The organism is Streptomyces klenkii, assembly GCF_003626645.1.
Taxonomy (GTDB): Bacteria; Actinomycetota; Actinomycetes; order Streptomycetales; family Streptomycetaceae; genus Streptomyces; species Streptomyces klenkii.
The window spans coordinates 1-16,276 of record NZ_RBAM01000033.1 but is presented as its reverse complement, the minus strand read 5'-3'; the positions used below and the strand labels follow the sequence as shown (position 1 = coordinate 16,276).

Sequence of the window (16,276 nt, the reverse complement as noted above, 5' to 3'; positions counted from 1 at the left end):
CGTAGGGGCTGACGGGCGGTGATCACCGCGGTATGCCGGAAGCGTTAGGTATCCGCAGGGTGGTGGGCTGACCGATGAGCGGCGGGAGTTCCGTGAGCGGGTCCGTCTGGAAGCGGCCGGGATGTTCGTCGGAGGTCAGCCGAGTGGTGTGATCGCGAAGCGATTACGGGTGAGCGTGCGGTCGGTCCAGCGGTGGCAGCGGGTGTACGAAGCAGGCGTGGAGCCGCCGTTGCGTTCGACGGGGCCCGCGTCACGCCTGAAGCTGAGCGACGAGCTGTTCGCGGCGTTGGAGGAGGACAAAGGGCCCGTCGCGCACGGCTGGCCGGACCGGACCTGGACTCTGGCGAGGAGTAAACTCTTGAGCGGCCGCCGTTTCCACAAGAGCATCACGCTCCCCGGCATTGCGCAGATGCTTCACCGGCACGGGTGGACCCGCCAGGTTCCCGCGCGGCGGGCGCTCGAGCGGGACGAGGAGGCCATCGCCGGGAGGGCGAGGTCTGGCCGCAGGTGGAAGCACCGCGGCGGTGCTCGGGGCCTACATCGTCTTCGAAGACGAAGCCGGTTTCTCGATGACGCTGCCCACCACCCGCATCTGAGCCAGACGCGGGCACACTCCGGTCGTCCGAGTCCGGGGACGCCCGCAGCAGGTCTCCCTGGCCGCGCTGTGCTGCTACGAACCCGGCGAACGCTCCCGCCTCATCTACCGGCCCAGGTCCCACAAAGACCACAAGGCCAAAGAGCGCCGCAGCTTCGCCTGGACGGACTACCGCGGCCTCCTCATCGCGGCCCATCGGCAGCTCGGAGCACCGATCGTGTTTGCCTGGGACAATCTCAACACCCACCGCGCAGCCGGCATACGCGACTTCATCGCTGCCAACGACTGGCTGACCGCCTTCCACCTGCCGTCCTACGCACCCGACGCTCAACCTCGTCGAAGGCATCTGATCACTGCGGAGACGCAGCAGCCAGGCCAACACCGCCTTCATCGACCCTGACTACCTCGTCCGTGCCTTACGGCACGGCCTCCGCCAGATCCAGTACCGCAGCCACCTCATCGATGGGTGCCTCACCGCAACCGTGCTCCACCCATAACAACACCACGTCTACAAAGTCAGTAGCCGTTGTAAGTGAAGCGCTCCTATCGGCGGCTGACCCTGGCCTCGTTCACTTTGGAGAGAAATCCTGTGTCTTTTGCCGCTCCCGAAGGGAGAGGTTCGACTCTTAGAGAAACGGCCTCATACGCTTTACCTTTCTCCCCGCCTTTGGTTTTGGTTCTTAGCAGGTCTACAGGGACATCTTCTTTCAGGTTCCAGCCGTTCAAGGTGATCTCGTAATACCCGCACCGTTGCGGGTCGTGGTAACCGGCGCGGAATTCGCGTACGTCACCTTCCCATGAATGCCCTGCCAAACTCTCGGCAATTTTAATGCTACCGTTCCAGGTGTCCTTCTGGTCACGGGCAGAGGATTGGAGTTTCTTCAGTTCTGTGACGTAGGATTTTTCGACGCTTTCGAGACCTTGGGCTCGATATACTGCACGCGACGATCCGATAATCTGCTCCTCGAGCTCCTCGTTGTAGGAGACAAAGTCACCGGCCTTCATGGCGGTATGCGTCGAGAAGTAGGTCTTGTAGGCTTGTGGACCGCTTAGCGAGTACGTTCCTCCTTTCTGCTTCACATTCATGCCCACTGCACTTCGTAGTGCATGTAGGAGCTCATGGTAAAGAGTTCCGCGGGGGCTGAATACCCTTGAGTCAGCTTGATTCCCGGTCGCCGTTGCTCGCCAAGGATCCATGTACAAATCAGATACGGAGCCCTGTCCCCGATCGGCATGCTTATTAGCACCTCCCGCAACATCCTTGGCATCCGCCAAGACTGCACTGTGCGTGGTCTTGGCCGCGCATCCTTTCGCTTCGGGGCGCGTTATTATGACATTGAATGGCATTCTGCCTGGTTTTCCTGCGGCTTTTCCGCTGATTACCTCTTCCCCTACGAATATCTTGCCGCTTGTTTGTGCATCGATAAGCTCCGGCAGTGTTGGTGCACGACCATTTTTGAATAGCAAGTCTCCGGATACAGTTTTGGTGGACCCGAACCCCTTTAGCACGTCTAGAACTGTCCGGTTTTTACTTTCGCTCAGCCCGTCGATCAGGTCGGCAAATGCGCCCAGAAATTCAACATCCTTTTGTGCCTTATCTTTGGGTTCCAGTAGCTTTTCGCTGGGGCGGTGACAAGCGGAAGGGGCAACGCCGACTCCTGGGAACAGCTCGTACACTTCGGCCTTTACGATGGCCATTCTCCGACCGTTCTCTGTTTTTTCGTCATACTGTAGATAGCGCTTCCCCTTTCCCGTAGGGGAAATGTATGACTGATCCCCAGTTCCTGCTACCTTATATCTGGATGAGTACCCTTCTGATGCTACGGCCGTGTGATTTTTTTTAAATTCCGAGTCGGCACCATTGGAATTTTCCCCGAATGACCTAGTGGGTGCCGCTACTCCGATGAGGATGCATACCAAAGCGGTAATGGATAGCCTTCGCACGGGTGCATGCCCTCCAGGTAGCAATATTCTTTTACTTGTTTTTATCCCTCAGGATGTCTGGCGCGGTGACTGCTGCTGAATGAGATGAGAAGGATGGGTGTTCAAAAGAGGTCGTATGTTATTGATCTGGAACTTTTTGGTTACCTTCCTCGTTGACGGGTGATGGTCGACAGTGGGGAACTGCGGCGGGTGGCGCCGGCGGGGCGGGAGGTGGTGCGGCTGCGTGTGGTGGCCGCACTGGAGCCGGGTCAGGTGAAGGGGGACCGGCAGGCGGCTGAGGTGTTCCGGGTCGCGGAGCGGCGGTCGGCACGTAGTGGCGCGCGTACCAGTCGGGCGGCCGGGAGGCTTTGGCGGTGAGCTGGGACGCGCAGTTCCGCTATATCAACGAGCAGGTAAGGAACCTCTTTCATCCTGGCTCGGAAGGAGTGAGAGGGCTGGTCGGAGGGGGTGTGGGTGACGTGGCAGAGCCCCTTTGTCGCTGGGGTGTTGATCTCACTCGACACCGGCGCCAAGGGGCTCTGCTGGTTCCGTATCTTCCATACTCGACGTCCCGTACGAGATCGTCGAGCAGGTCTCCTGGCTGATCCACGCCCGCCGGCAGGTGCTGAAGTCGCCGTGGCGGAGGCTGGGTTGTTTCGAGCAGGCCCTGCTGGCGCCGCATCTGCGGAAAAACGAGACGTTCGCACAGGTGGGGGTCGGTTTCGGGGCGTCGGAGGCGACGGCCTGGCGGTACGTGGACGAGACCCTCGAGATCCTGGCCGCATGGGCTCCGGGCCTGTGCGAGGCTCTGGTCGGACTGGTTGAAGGAGACGTCGTCGTTGACGGCCCCCTGGTCCCCACCGACCGCATTGCCGCGGACGAGCCGTACTACTCGTAGAAGCACCGGCGGCATAGGATGAACGTGCAGGTTGTCGCAATAGCGGACGGGACGCCGCTGTGGTTCTCCCGCGCGCTGCCCGGCTGCACACACGACCTGACCGCGGCCCGAGCCCACGGCATCGTCCATGCCTGTCTGACCAGGGAAATCCCCGTCCTGGCTGACCGCGCCTACCAGGACGCCGGCGCCACCGTCCGCACTTCCTGCAAGGGACACCGCGAACTCCCCGACCACTACCAGCGCTACAACTGCGTCCACGCCCGGCTCCGGGCTCCCGGCGAACGAGCCTTAGCCTGTCTGAAGACCTGGCGGATCCTCCCCCGGACCCAATGCTCCACCAACCGCATCAGCCGCATCGTCCAAGCCATCCCCACCCTCCTCACCTGCGACTATTCAGGATGAAAGAGGCTCAAGGAACACCAGGCCGCGAGCGAGCCGGTGATCAGCATGGACGCAAAGAAGAAGGAACAGTTCGGGCAACTGCCGATGCTCGAACGGGAATGGCGGCTGGCCGGACAACCGGTCGAGGTTGAGGACCACAGGTCCTTCGCCGGCCCGCACGTGGAGTCCGTGATCCCGTACGGGATCTACGACATGACGGCGAACACCGGCTGGGTGAACGTCGGCACTGACCACAACACTGCTGCATTCGCCGCCGCCTCGATCCGGCGCTGGTGGCAGGCGCGCGGCGGGCACGACTACCCCACAGCATCCCGGCTGCTGATCACCGCGGACGCCGGGGGCTCCAACAGCTACCGCTACAGGGTATGGAATGTCGAACTGGCCGTGTTCGTCGCCGACACCGGCCTGACAGTGACGGCCTGCCACTTTCCGCCGGGCACGTCGAAATAGAACAAAATCGATCACCGGCAGTCCTCCCTCATCACCATGAACTGGCGTGGACGACCCCTGTCCAGTCACGAGATCGCCCTCAACACCACCATCGCGACCACGACCCGCACCGGACCGCATGTCGGGGCCGCTCTCGGCGAGGGCTCCTACCCGACCGGCACCACCGCCCCCGCACTGCGCGCCGACGAACGGGCAAAGGCCCGCGCCGGGAACCTGCAGATGCTCGCCGACCCCCGCCTGACTGGCATGAGCCCGGACGAACTGGAATCGCTGCGGGCTCAGTTGGCCGCGGCCCAGGCGGCAGCGGCCGAACAGCACCGTTACGTGCTCCGCAAGGGACGACGCGTCGCCATCACCGGCCGCAGCCGACCCCTGCTGTGACAGATGCGGATGAAGTCCTACTCAAGGTCCTTGTGGAGACCGTTATTTCTTGGCTGGGGATGGAGTTTTCGTTTTGGCTGGTGGGGTCTTGGAACTGCCCGGCGGGGTTTTCTTTGGCCTGGTCACGGAGGAGATGGTGAGGCCATCATACCCAATTCCTGATTTTCCTTTGCATGTACTGTTCAGCAGTTTGTCCGGCTGAGTCTTGGCCTGGTTGTAGTAGAGTGCCAGGCATGTTCCGAGGGCTTGCTGGCCGAAGGAATTTGGGTGGAGGAACTCGGTCATATCCCCTTGCCCAGGGATGAATTTAAAAAAGAGCGGGTTAATGGACTCCAGATCCTTGGAAGTGGCATTTTTGGTGACCCATTTGGCGATAGCAGTGATGGCGCCTTGTGGAATGGAAATGGAGCGGACCCATTCGTTATTTCCGGCTGTGGGCCGCGCATGTTTCTGCTCGCCGGTTGTTTCCCTGGAGGATTTCGCATCACTGGTTTGGAATGCCTCTTCGGCGCACAGCTCATGACCTGAGAAAGCGTCGGATAGGCCGAGGAAGTCGTCTTCGTCACCTACGGCGATTTCTCGGAGTTCCTTTTCCAGCTTCTTAGTCAGATTGCGAGACCAGATCGCGTCCGAGTCTTGGAACGGGCACCCAGCATTAAGGCGGGGTAGGTATTCATTTTTGTGCCGGTTCTTCCCGGGGAGGACGTTTGGGTAGGACTGCAGGACCAAACGGTATTCTGACCTTTTGTAGCCCGAGCCTTCCATGGTTTTATGAACGGCAGTCACTGCTTTTTTGATATTACTGATGGCTTCCGGAAGGAGTTTTTCTACTTTGGCGCCCTGTTCTTTCTCGCAAGTAGAGTTGACGATCCATGCTGCCACGCATTTTTTGATGACATCGGAGAATCCGATGTCGTTTCCGCCAATCGACAGCACGATCATCTTAACATTGTATTTTTTCGCCACCCCTCCTAGTTCTGCATTCTGAGTGAGGATGGCTTCTTTTTTCTCTTTGCTCTCTTTTTGGAATGGGGTTTCGTAAAGATGCTTGGCCTTGGCGCCGGAACAGGCAACGTTTACTGGTTTCACCATTTCTTCGTTGATCTTGGCGTTCGCTCTGCCCAGGGGGCGCCCGCTGTCCGGTTTTTCTCCGTACTTGGGGTCATTCATACTCGGAACTACCTTAGAGGTGGAACTGATGATTTCCGAAACATCGGAACGATGGCATCCGTCCGGCGTGTAGTGTGCCCCATAGATCCATTTCGGATTGTGCCAATCTGATGGTTTCATATCCGATGATTTTTGTGGATTGTATGCGCGATCGCTTCCATTGCGGTCGGTAAACTGATCAGAATTCCAGGCCCCTCCATTTCCATTCCATCTACCGGCTTCCCCAGAAATGAAACTGTCACCCATGGAGACCACTGCTGGGAGCTTGGCCAGACGTTGTGATGGTGTATCTTTGTCCTCGGCGGCTGCCTCCATGAGGGAGGGGCACATCAGCCCGACAACCATCAGCCCGATAAGTACATTCCTTGACCGCTGTCCGACATAGATTCCGGGGATGCCTTTGCTGAACTCTTTCACTGGGTCTCCGTTTCTCTCGAGAGTCGCACCGTGTATGGGGAGTGTCTAATCAACGGATCTCCCTTACTTTCGGAATACCGTTGGCGATGTTCGCCCGGTGATGTGAAGCTTGCCGCCTCCGTTCCTCTTGATCTGCATATGGCGGTCTACTGAGAGGAGCGGGGAGGATCGAGCGGTCAACGGGAGGCCGCGATGGCGTTGGGGTCGGGGACTGGGCATAGAACTCCTTCGTTGACCGTGCGGGCAAGCAACGTGCGCGGTACAACGGCGATCTGGGAGCGTGACGGGCTGGACGAGCTGTTCACGAACGAGAAACCGCGAAGGGCCCTGCGCGGGATCATGAGCCACCCGGAAAACCTCTGGCCCGACGTCGTCGTCGGTCTGAAAGAAGTACAGGCGGCCTGCCTCCAGCTCGACGAGACCGGCGGCACATCTGCTCTCTCGCCGCCCTCTCATGCACGATCACCGAGGCGACGACCTTCCCGCCCGGAGCAAGCAGGCCCGCCAGCACGACCTTTCTCACCTGCGGCAGTTCGCTGACAGGCTTTCTGCACGACTACGACTACGCCGGGCTTGTCGACCACCTGGAACTCCCGTCAGGTCACGAGAGTCAAGCTCCTCAAGCGCGCCGGATACGGCCGAGCCAAACTCGACTTCCTCCACTCCCGCACCCTCCTGCGGACCTGAACCCGCTGCGTCACAAGATCAGTGACAGAGTCCGTTGTCCACGGACGCGGCCGCGTCCTTTTGGACGGACTTGCAAGACCCACCCCTCCCGTCTGCCTACCGGGAGCTTGGCTTGTCCGCTCTCACCCGTATACGCGGCTGAGCACTCCAACGAGTACGCGGACACGGAGCCGCGATCGCACCACTGTCCCCGGGCCGGCCGCCGCGAGGGGCCCGGACCTGATCGGCCGGGAGCCCAGTCCTTCGCCACAGCCTGCTGCCAGGCTGGCGTGATCCAGTGCATGAGCGCGGTCGGCAGCAGCACGGACAGCGCCCTCGCGGAGTTCTTCATCGCGACCTGTAAACGCAGAGCCCTGCAGGAACGGCGGGCCTTCGCCGCCCAGTCGTACGGATGGAGCCGGCAGGCACGCCCTCCGTCGCAGGGCGCGATCGCCATCGTCACCAGTTCCAGGAGCTCCTCGTCGAGATCGCATGCGGCAGGATAGGAGAACACGGGGCATTTCCGCGGGTGAGGCATGGTTGTGGTGACCCGCCAACCGGCGGGGATGCCCCGTTCGTCACGCCGTGGTCAACACACCGCTACCGCCCCACCAGCAGGCCATACACATGAAAAAGGCTCGCGGTTGCACCTGGCGCTGCTGCGTTCACCAGCACGTTGCTCGGGGCAGGCATTGCGCAGGGCCCGGGTGAGCGACGGAGCCCGCGCGGCGGGCAGTACGGTCACGCTGCATACGCAGGTGTGAGCGCTGCTCTCGCTCATTCGGAAGCTGGCCGCGAGCGTGGCCAGGGTGATGTGCTCCCGCAGGTGCACCAGCGTCACCAGAGCTCCTGGCGAAGGCCAGGGTCTGCACCTGCGGTCACAGATCCAGCCAGGACCATAGCCGGTCCGACGCTGCACACGCTCCGCACCGAGACCGCCGACCGAGCTGCACGATGGCTTCAAACCCTTGGCCTTCGGTCTCGTCTGCCGGAGACGCCTTTAGGGAATACCGGCTGTGATCATGTTATGAGTTCTTGGTGATTCCGAACCTTAGGATGTACCTACCCTTCCCCTTATCCCAATTCTTCATGCAATCCCAGCTCTTTTGGTTTACGTTCGTACACTTAACCTCTCCAGAGCTGGCCGATTCTCCCTTTTTGTCGCTAAGTAGGGAGATTAGCGATCGGTTCACCAGGGGGTTGTTCTCCTCTGCGCCAGGAGGGCGATTCCTCCCGGATTCCACCCTGCCGTTAAATTTGAACCGAATAAGCTGGGACTCTCCTTCCTGGGGGATAGTGAGTTTCAGTTCGCCGCCTGCACCCGTCGTGATCGGGGTTTGCTGCCCTTCCTTTGTGAGGGTTTTCTTCCCGCCTAGGTCAACGTGACCTGCGGCGGTTTCATTTTTACCATTGATATTCATCAGGGTTGCCTGGGCCGGGTCGGCGATGAAGTCAAAGGAACCATTTGAAGTTGCATAGCCGATCAGTTTATGTCCCTTGCTCGGCGTGAAGTCGACCGTGTACGTCCCGGAGACATCTCGCGGCTTGGGCAGGGGAGGAAGAGCCTTCCATTTAGCGAGAACACCCCCAGAGCGATCCATACCGACAACGACATTAGCTTGGCCTGCCCCTGGCTTTTTGCGTGTAGCCTTCATTTCAGAAACTCCGCCCGACCCCCCGAGGAAATCGTTAATCCAGTACGACTTGCTGTTACCTAGGCGGTCGAAGTTGAGGTAGTAGCCCTTCGTACAGACATTTTTGCTTTCCTCTAGGCATTGCTGTGCTTCAAGGATCTCTTCGTCCGCAGGCTTACTCAGGACGCCATACCACCCAAGTACGGAAAAGTAGCTCGAAAAACCCGACAGGCTCCACCTGTCGTCCCCTCGAAGGTCTGTGAGGCAGTGGGCTGGGATTTTGACCATTTTTTTATCCAGGTTTTGAAGGTATGCCTGGATCGCCTTCCATACCGTTTCTTGGTCACCTTTTTTACCATCGTAGGTTTTTGAGAGAACCCACGATGCCTCCGCTGCACCAGACGGCCCCAAGAGGTTTTTGCCTTCCTTGATTTTCTTGAGAGTGTCGGCGACGTCCTGGTAGCCTGTGTAACTCTTAAGGGAGCTCGAAAAGAGGTCTGCGACCGCCAGTGCAACGTCACGGTATACATTCGCTGTCTTGGGGTACGCCATAATCGTCACAGGTTTGCCTGTATCGTTCATGATCCATCCCCCGTCATTGCCGTGCTGGCGAACCAAGGGGGGGTATTTCTGGAACTCGTCCTTTTGCGCCTCGTTTTTATTGTAACAGTGAATCTTCGGCGCGTCCTTTGGCTCTGAACTGTTGGCTGCGTGCGCGGTGAACGGGATGGCGAGAATCAATGAGGCAGTGATTGCTAGCGAAATTGTGCGAAGAGTTTTCATGCATAGACTCCGAGTGGTTGCTGATCTTTGGTGCAATGTGGTTGATGTCAGGCCGGATTCGGTGAGGAATTCGTCGAGAGGTGCTCTGGGCACTGGACCGTGCGGAGACGGTTGAACTGGTGGAAGAGGGCGAAGGTCTGCTCGACGACGTAGCGGAGCTTGCCCAGGCCGTGGATGTCGGGTGAGTCTTTACGGGAGATGGCCGGCAGGATGCCGCGTTTCCGCAGCTCATGCCGGTTCGGGTTGCTGTCGTAGCCCTTGTCACCAAGCAGGGATTCGGGGCGCTTTTGAGGTCTTCGTTTCGGGGTCACGGGGGATCAGCCTGCGGGTGTATGACGGTAGGTGTGCGGTATCCCGATGGGGGTGGCCTGACCCCGAAACAGCGGGCTGTGAGGGAGCAAGTGCCTTGTGAAGCTGCTGGGTTGTTCGCTCGGCAGGTTCCGCCGCCGGTGGGGGCGAAGCGGCTGTGAGTGTCGTGGAAGTCGGCGTATGCCTGGTATGCGGTGTGGCGGGAGGGAGGTGTGGAAGCGCTGCGTTCGAAGGGGCCGTCCGGACGGCCGTCGCGGATGAAACCCGCCTGGCGAGCGTGGCTGGCCCAAGCCCTGGAGCAGGGGCCGGCCGCGCACGGCTGGGCGGAGGTATATTCTCCTTCCTAGTCCTTGGGGGGAGGGTGGTGTCCTCATGGTGGGTCGTCGCTCTGGCCGTCGTGGGCGGACTCCCTTCGGCGGTTGTCGGGACCGCGTCCTCTTCCTGAATAAGATCGCCGCGGCGTCTGTAGTGCAAACCGTGCCGCGGCGCTCTCGTACGCACGGTCGGCCAGGATGAAGATGCCCCTGGTCAGGCAGGCATGGACGATGCTGTGGGCGCGGGACACTGTCAGGTCATCGCCCGCCCTCACGGGATCCCGCTACGGTTCTCGCGCACGTTGCCCGGCCGCCCTCACGACCTGACAGCATCCTGGTACGCACGGTCGGCAGGACGAGGACGCTCGTGGTCAGACACTGCTGGAGGACACCGAGGGCTCTGATGCCGGTCAGGCAGCGGGTGCGGCCGGGCAACGCGCGAGAACCACAGCGGAGTTCCGTCCGGACGAGCGGTGACCTTCCGCGTTCACGTCATGCTGCTTGTGTTTCTGCGAGGAGTACGGCTCCTCTACGGCGATCCGATCGGTCGGGATCAGCATCCCGTCAACAACGAGGAGCTGCCCTCACCCAGCCCTACTACGGTCTTACGGGATCCGGTTGACCGGACTGCGAGGAGTTCGAGCGTGTCGTTGAGGTATCGCTGGGCCACGGGCTCAGACACCCTGGAGGCGGCCTTGACCTGGGCGAACGTCTCGTTCTTCCGCAGATGTGCCAGCATCAGGAGGGCTCGCTTGAAACGGCTCAACCTCCGCCACAGCGACTTCCATTCACGTTGGCGGGTGTGGATTTACCACGAGTGCATGCTCGACGAGCTCGTGCGCGACAACGAGCGTGGCAGGATATGAGCCCAACAGGGCCCTTTGGACGCTGGTGCGATGAGGGGGAATCGCCACGCTGACGAGGGGCCCTGCCCTGTCACCAACCCCCTTTTGACCAGGTTCTTCGCCCTTCAAGAGGCAGGTGGGAAGAGGTTCAGTAACCTCTTCCCACTTGAGTTCTCGCACATCGCGAGGGTATGGGCAGCCTGGATGATGTGCTGATGAGGAGGCTCGGGCGGCGTACCTGCCGGAGGACGCGCTGTTGGGATCACAGCTGGGCGAAGGCATGTTCACCGGGGATCTGGAGACGGGGACGGGCTCGGTTGCACCGCTGTTGTGCCCCGGCAGCCCGCGATGCGGGCAGTAGGCGATGCGAACGATGGCGCCGATGCTGAGAGCCACACTGGCTGGGAAGGATGAGATTTCCGGCCGGCCGGGCGGGCCTGACCATGCCATGGGCCCGGGCTGTGGACGGACTGCGGAGGCAACCGGGCACCACGCGAGAGAACCACAGAGAGGCCTCGCTCTGGCCAGGCGATAACCTACACATGCATCCCGTACTTCGTGTGCTTGCCGTGAGTAGCGCGGCTCATCGCCCTGACGCAGCGGTAGGGGCGAGGGCGTCGCCGACGACGACAAAGTCCCTCACCCAAGTACACCCGGGCTTTGCACAGCTCCGGAACCCACATGGCCGGGCCTCAAGAGCCTTGCCGATGTACCGCAGATCATGAACCCGAACGCCAAGAAACCAGCACCCATTTGAAAAAATCCGCTGCTCCGGTGTTGCGGTGGGGTTCAGCGATAAGTTGCGACGATGGGGGCGGTGAGGCTGAACACTCTGGCCAGGTTGGAGGGGCGCGGCCCGCCGGTGGATCCCAGGGGTGCACCATTATATCGCAGGTCCGGGTTCGAGAAGTACGGCACCTTCGGGCAGTTCGGGCAGCACTTGGGATAGGTCATGATGTCCCTGAATCCGTTCTGGGGGTCGCAGTACCCGTGGTTATTCGGGTGGTAGGGGTTGGTACGTGGTTCGACCACCCAGTCGTGGAATGCTGCCAGCAGGTGGCCCATTTCATGCTGGAATGTGTGCTTCGGGAAGCCGTTGAGCGTGACCACGTTGTATGCGTTCGTCTCGGAGGTGGATCCCGGCAGGCCACGGGCGATCACGCGAGGTGTGCCTTGGGCGACTCCGAGGATTCTGGGAGAGTAGACGGTATCGGTTACCAGGGTTACCACGTCGGCTCTCACCGTATTCCGGTAGGTGCGGACCGGTTGCAGGTAGGGGTTTGTGGGGCGCGGGTCGGACAGCCTCTGGAGATCGACGCCTATTTTCTCCGCTTCTTGGTAGGGAACTTCGAGGCGGCCCACCAGCCTGAACCGTGCCGGCACACCGCTCCTGGCGAGGGCATCATTGAGAGCGTAGACCTCGTTCCGGATCCTTTCCCCGGCTGCCCTCGGCCCGCCGGCCCCCATGGTGAAGTTGCGTGTCGAGGCGACGAGCACAGTGATCTCCGTGACCAAAGGCTGTTTCAACCCGATGCTCTGAACCTTCCCGATACTCTCGGACAGGGAGAGGACCCCTTGCGATGCAGAGCCCGAAGAAGTGTCCGAGGAGAGGGGAGCAGAGCCCGGTACCTGATCGTCGCCCTCGTCAGCGGGCTCCTTCATACCGCGGATGGAAACCTTCCCCGGCTGGTCGTCGATACTTGAGATCCCGTAACCCGTGGATGATGTGCTGACATCGCCCGCGAGGTCAATTGGGCCATTGCCCCCCGTGCACAGGCTGTTGCCGGTGGTCAGTTCGGCATCGACATCCGAGGACTTCACATCTGTGGCCGCCCAGTGCCGTTGTTGGTGCCCCTGGTCATCGAGCACGGTCGAGGAGGTTCCCGCGCTGACGACGAGACTGTTGCCGTCCCCCAGGGAGATCCTGACCTGAGGTGGGGGCGCGCTCTGGCCGCAGACCAGTTGCTTCAGGACATCCCAATTGATGTCTGCTGTACGCCGCCCGGCAGTTCCTGTTTCCTGGATGTTCGTGAATAGGTCGAGCACCTCGGCCCTCCCTGGCGCCCGGGACCTTGTATCTCCCGGAGAAGCCGAGACATGAACCGTGGAACCGGCAAGGAGCGCGGTGACTACCAGCGCGCATCCGAGAACTCTTCTCATCTTGCTCCCTTGGCGAAGACAGGACAGCGGTGCAGCATAAGAACCAGGGCCCTACGGCAAAATCGGGCCTGTAGGTAGATCGCTTTCACTGTGTGAGAAAGAGGAGCAGTTGGCCACACCGTTACTGACCTTTCAGCGGTGTTGTCGTCAGGTTGGGAGGCCGGTTGCGGTCATGCAGCCGTCGATCAGGTGGCCGCGGTATTGGATCTGACGGAGCCCGTGACGCAGTACTCGGACGAGGTGGTCGGGATCGGTGAAGGCAGTGTTGGCCTGGCTGCTGCGTCGCAGCAGCGACCAGATGCCCTCGACGGGGTTCAGTTCTGGCGCGTAGGGCGGCAGGTGGAAGAGGGTGACCCAGTCGTGAGTGGCGACGAAGTCCCGCAGCCCGGCCGCACGATGCGTGTTGAGGTTGTCCCAGATCAGCACGATCGGGCCCTGGAGCTGTTTGTGGGCGACCACGAGCAGGTCCCGGAAGTCGGTCCAGGCAAAGCTGCGGCGTTCTTTCGTCCTGTGGTCCTTGTGGAACATGGGCCGGTAGATCAGGCGGGAGCGTTCGCCGTGTTTGTAGCAGCACATCGCGGCGAGGGAGACCCGGCGCTGAGACCGTCCCCGGACCCGGATCACCGGAGTGTGCCCGCGCCGGGCCCAGGTGCGGGTGGTGGGCGGCGTCATCGAGAGGCTCAGTCAAGATTTCCGTGAAGGGGTGACGTTGCGTGAGGATGGTCATGCCAGGAGGACGCGCTTGCGGAGCAGAGGGAGCCCAGCGCGTCCGTACATCTGTCGCTTGAGCGTCTTGATCCGGTTGACGTGTCCTTCGACGGGCCCGGAACTCCAGGGCAGTGTCAGTCCTGCGGTGACGGCGTCGTAGTCGCGTTGCAGTCCATCGGCGAAAGTGTGGAAGGCTGGCAGGTCATCGGTGCGGACTGCGGCCGTCCATGCAGTGAGGTTGTCCCCACGGAGGTCGCAGACCATCCGTGCGAAGGCGTGCACGTGAGTGCGGGCTGCCGTCAGCTCAGGGCAACGGGCGAGTACTTCGCTGAGCTGGTGTTCCTCGTCGGCACGCAGATGCTGGGGATTCCACGTGATCCAGTTGGTGACCTGCTGGGGCTTGAGGGCAGGTGCCGGCGACCGGATCGTCCCGAGACCGGTCCGAAGCGGGCGGAGATAGCGGCGGACCGCTTGCGGGGTGCGGCCGGGGTATCCCTGGGCACAGATCTCCCGGAAGAGCTGGGCCGCGTCGGCGCATCCCTCGTTCCAGCGCCGGATGAGGTAAGGCTTGTAGTCGTCCAGACGCGTAGTGCGAAGCGACCGGTCGATGAGCCCGTCGAGGTTCTCGCAGTGGGCATAGCGTTCCGCGGTGTGCCGGGCCAGCCCCAGCTCCCGCCCGATCGCGCTGATCGTCCAGCCCGGGGCCAGCAACCTGTGGACCGCTTTGTGACGCTCCCGCGTCCGGGTGACCAGCCATTTCTCCATGCCGGTATCCGGATTGAGTATCGAGGGTGGCGCCGTGGCCATGCGCCGGCGTGTGTCGGCATCGCTGGGCTCGGGGGCCTGCAGACAAGGACGGTGGGCGATCACGGTGCGTTCGACGGCGGTGGTCAAGTTGTCCCATAAATGCCATCGATCGGCGACTTGTTGTGCGCCAGGTGCTCCAGTGCGGGCGGCCTCGGCATAGGCGCCGGCCCGGTCCCGGCAGATCAACTCGATGCCGCAGTGGCCGGTCAACCAGTTCACCAAGGGTTCCTTCTCCCGGCCGGGCAGCAGATCCAGCACGGCATGCGTCTCGACGTCCACCAGCACGGTTCCGTACTTCCGGCCGCGCCGGGTGGCGAAGTCATCCACTCCCAGCACCCGAGGCGAGTGAAGGCACGGGTCGGGCAGCGCCATCAGCACATTCAGCAACGTGACCCGGCTGACGACGATATGAAGCACTCCAGCGAGCCGTGCACCGGCTCTGCCGGCCAGCGCCAGGGCGATCGCCTGCACTACTTCCAGCAGCACAACGGTGCGGCGTCCGTACCGGGTGGTCAGCCCCTCGACCTGCTCAACGAAGGTGCGCCGCGCGCACTCCGCCGCATCGCAGAAAAACCGGCGCACCAACAGGTCGATGACCACCGGACGCCCGCCGACCGCCATATCGCCCAGGTGCCGCCGATAGCGGCTGTGGACCCGGCACGAGAGAACGCCGCAGTCCGGGCAAGCCAACACGCCTCCCTGGGTGCGGGCCCTGACCCGCACCACGTCACCCTCGACCCACACCCGTTCCACCAGCACCTTTTCCAGATGCGGGAACACCATGCCGAGCAAGTCGTCACACACAACCGACCATGCCACCAAGGTGACGCAACGTCACCCCTTCACGGAAATCTTGACTGAGCCCATCGAGAAGCCGGCCTCGTCCTCGAAGACGATCCAGGCCCCGAGCGCCGCCGCGGCGCTTCCACCAGTGGCCACGTCTCCTTCACCCACCCGCTGATGGCCTCCTCATCCCGCTCAAGGGCCCGTCGTGCGGGAACCTGGTGGCTCCAGCCGTGGCGCCGGAGCATCTGGGCAATGCCGGAGAGCGTGAAGCTCTTGTGGAACCGGCGGCCGATCAAGGTCCTGATCCTCGCCAGGGTCCACCTCTGGTCCGGCCAGCCGTGCGCGACAGGGCCTTTGTCCAGCTCTGCCTCCAGCGCCGCGAACAGCTGGTCGCTCAGTTTCGGCCGACCGGCAGAACCTTTCGACCACAGTCCGATCTCTCCGCCGGCTTCGTAGGCTCGTCGCCACCGCTGGACCGACCGAACACTCACCCGTAACCGCTTGGCGACCAGGCCGTTCGACTGCCCGTCAGCAAACATCTGGGCCGCTTCCAGGCGGATCCGCTCACGGAACTGCCGCCGTTCATCAGTCAGCCCACCACCCTGCGGATACCTCATAGCCTCGGCATACCGCGACGGACACCGGCCGTCAGCCCCTACGACAACCCACCTTCAAGGTCAGTAACGCGCCCGGGTGAACCGCCGCAACGCCGGTGACACGGGCGGGCACTGTGCGCCCGGCATGCACGGACCCAGGGCCCGCCGACAGAGTAGGGAAGAAACTGCATCGAACCGGATGGGACAGCAAGATCGCTTGCCTTGACCCTCGTCGCGGCAGACTTTCCCTGATCAACACACTGATCCAAAAGAAACGGCCTAGGCAGTGTCTGATGGCTCTTTGGTGAGGTCGCGGAGCCAGATGACGATGGCGGCGGTGGCCAGGGTGCCGTGGAAGATGTAGTCGCGCTTGTCGAAGCGGGTCGCGACTGCCCGGTGCTGTTTCAGTTTGCTGACGCAGCGTTCCACTGT

7 protein-coding genes and 9 pseudogenes are annotated in these 16,276 nt (G+C 61.7%); 4 read left to right on the top strand and 12 right to left on the bottom strand.

The window, feature by feature from the left end; all coding sequences use genetic code 11:
- Positions 1-67 precede the first annotated feature (67 nt).
- Positions 68-1,092, top strand: a pseudogene (locus D7231_RS38655) (winged helix-turn-helix domain-containing protein).
- A gap of 46 nt (positions 1,093-1,138) precedes the next feature.
- Here the strand turns inward: D7231_RS38655 and D7231_RS36315 are convergent.
- On the bottom strand, positions 1,139-2,293 hold the full coding sequence (locus tag D7231_RS36315) for a hypothetical protein (RefSeq protein WP_147449844.1): 1,155 nt from the start codon (positions 2,291-2,293) through the stop codon (positions 1,139-1,141).
- A 704-nt stretch (positions 2,294-2,997) separates the two neighbouring features.
- Between D7231_RS36315 and D7231_RS33525 the strand changes: the two are divergent.
- Both D7231_RS33525 and D7231_RS33520 read left to right on the top strand, forming a co-directional pair.
- Positions 2,998-3,818, top strand: a pseudogene (locus tag D7231_RS33525) (transposase family protein).
- A pseudogene (locus D7231_RS33520) lies at positions 3,819-4,613 on the top strand (ISAzo13 family transposase); the annotation flags it as partial. It abuts the pseudogene before it with no gap.
- Positions 4,614-4,691: 78 nt separating this feature from the next.
- Here D7231_RS33520 and D7231_RS36310 read toward each other — a convergent pair.
- The 4 genes from D7231_RS36310 to D7231_RS36685 form a co-directional block, all read right to left on the bottom strand.
- The gene (locus D7231_RS36310; protein ID WP_147449843.1) at positions 4,692-6,236 is read right to left on the bottom strand and encodes an SGNH/GDSL hydrolase family protein; all 1,545 of its coding nucleotides are present in this window, start codon (positions 6,234-6,236) and stop codon (positions 4,692-4,694) included.
- Between the two features lie 1,255 nt (positions 6,237-7,491).
- The gene (locus D7231_RS38650; protein WP_158673871.1) at positions 7,492-7,743 is read right to left on the bottom strand and encodes a transposase family protein; all 252 of its coding nucleotides are present in this window, start codon (positions 7,741-7,743) and stop codon (positions 7,492-7,494) included.
- 184 nt (positions 7,744-7,927) lie between these two features.
- A complete protein-coding gene (locus D7231_RS36305) occupies positions 7,928-9,277 on the bottom strand; it encodes a hypothetical protein (RefSeq protein WP_147449842.1) in 1,350 nt (449 codons plus the stop codon).
- A gap of 89 nt (positions 9,278-9,366) precedes the next feature.
- Complete coding sequence (locus tag D7231_RS36685) at positions 9,367-9,630, bottom strand: transposase (RefSeq protein WP_158673870.1); 264 nt, start codon at positions 9,628-9,630, stop codon at positions 9,367-9,369.
- Between the two features lie 33 nt (positions 9,631-9,663).
- Between D7231_RS36685 and D7231_RS38645 the strand changes: the two are divergent.
- Positions 9,664-9,957 (top strand): annotated as a pseudogene (locus D7231_RS38645) (IS630 family transposase); the annotation flags it as partial.
- Between the two features lie 313 nt (positions 9,958-10,270).
- Here the strand turns inward: D7231_RS38645 and D7231_RS38755 are convergent.
- From D7231_RS38755 to D7231_RS37935, 7 genes and pseudogenes are all read right to left on the bottom strand, one after another.
- Positions 10,271-10,549 (bottom strand): annotated as a pseudogene (locus tag D7231_RS38755) (transposase family protein); the annotation flags it as partial.
- 24 nt (positions 10,550-10,573) lie between these two features.
- Positions 10,574-10,708: pseudogene (locus D7231_RS38750) on the bottom strand (IS5/IS1182 family transposase); the annotation flags it as partial.
- Positions 10,709-11,576: 868 nt separating this feature from the next.
- Positions 11,577-12,833 (bottom strand): M12 family metallo-peptidase, encoded by a 1,257-nt coding sequence (locus tag D7231_RS33495; protein WP_158673869.1) that lies wholly within the window; start codon positions 12,831-12,833, stop codon positions 11,577-11,579.
- A 261-nt stretch (positions 12,834-13,094) separates the two neighbouring features.
- Positions 13,095-13,622 (bottom strand): annotated as a pseudogene (locus D7231_RS33490) (transposase); the annotation flags it as partial.
- A 48-nt stretch (positions 13,623-13,670) separates the two neighbouring features.
- Positions 13,671-15,245 carry an ISL3 family transposase gene (locus D7231_RS33485; protein WP_242000057.1) on the bottom strand — a complete coding sequence of 525 codons (1,575 nt, stop codon included), beginning with the start codon at positions 15,243-15,245 and terminating at the stop codon, positions 13,671-13,673.
- 81 nt (positions 15,246-15,326) lie between these two features.
- Positions 15,327-15,865 (bottom strand): annotated as a pseudogene (locus D7231_RS33480) (winged helix-turn-helix domain-containing protein); the annotation flags it as partial.
- Between the two features lie 258 nt (positions 15,866-16,123).
- Positions 16,124-16,276: pseudogene (locus tag D7231_RS37935) on the bottom strand (IS5/IS1182 family transposase); the annotation flags it as partial.

What these genes read in the sequence shown, in the direction of transcription:
- D7231_RS33485 (WP_242000057.1), bottom strand. Translation starts at nt 15,245, where the DNA reads ATGGTGTTCCCGCATCTGGAAAAGGTGCTGGTGGAACGGGTGTGGGTC.
- D7231_RS36315 (WP_147449844.1), bottom strand. Translation starts at nt 2,293, where the DNA reads ATGGCCATCGTAAAGGCCGAAGTGTACGAGCTGTTCCCAGGAGTCGGC.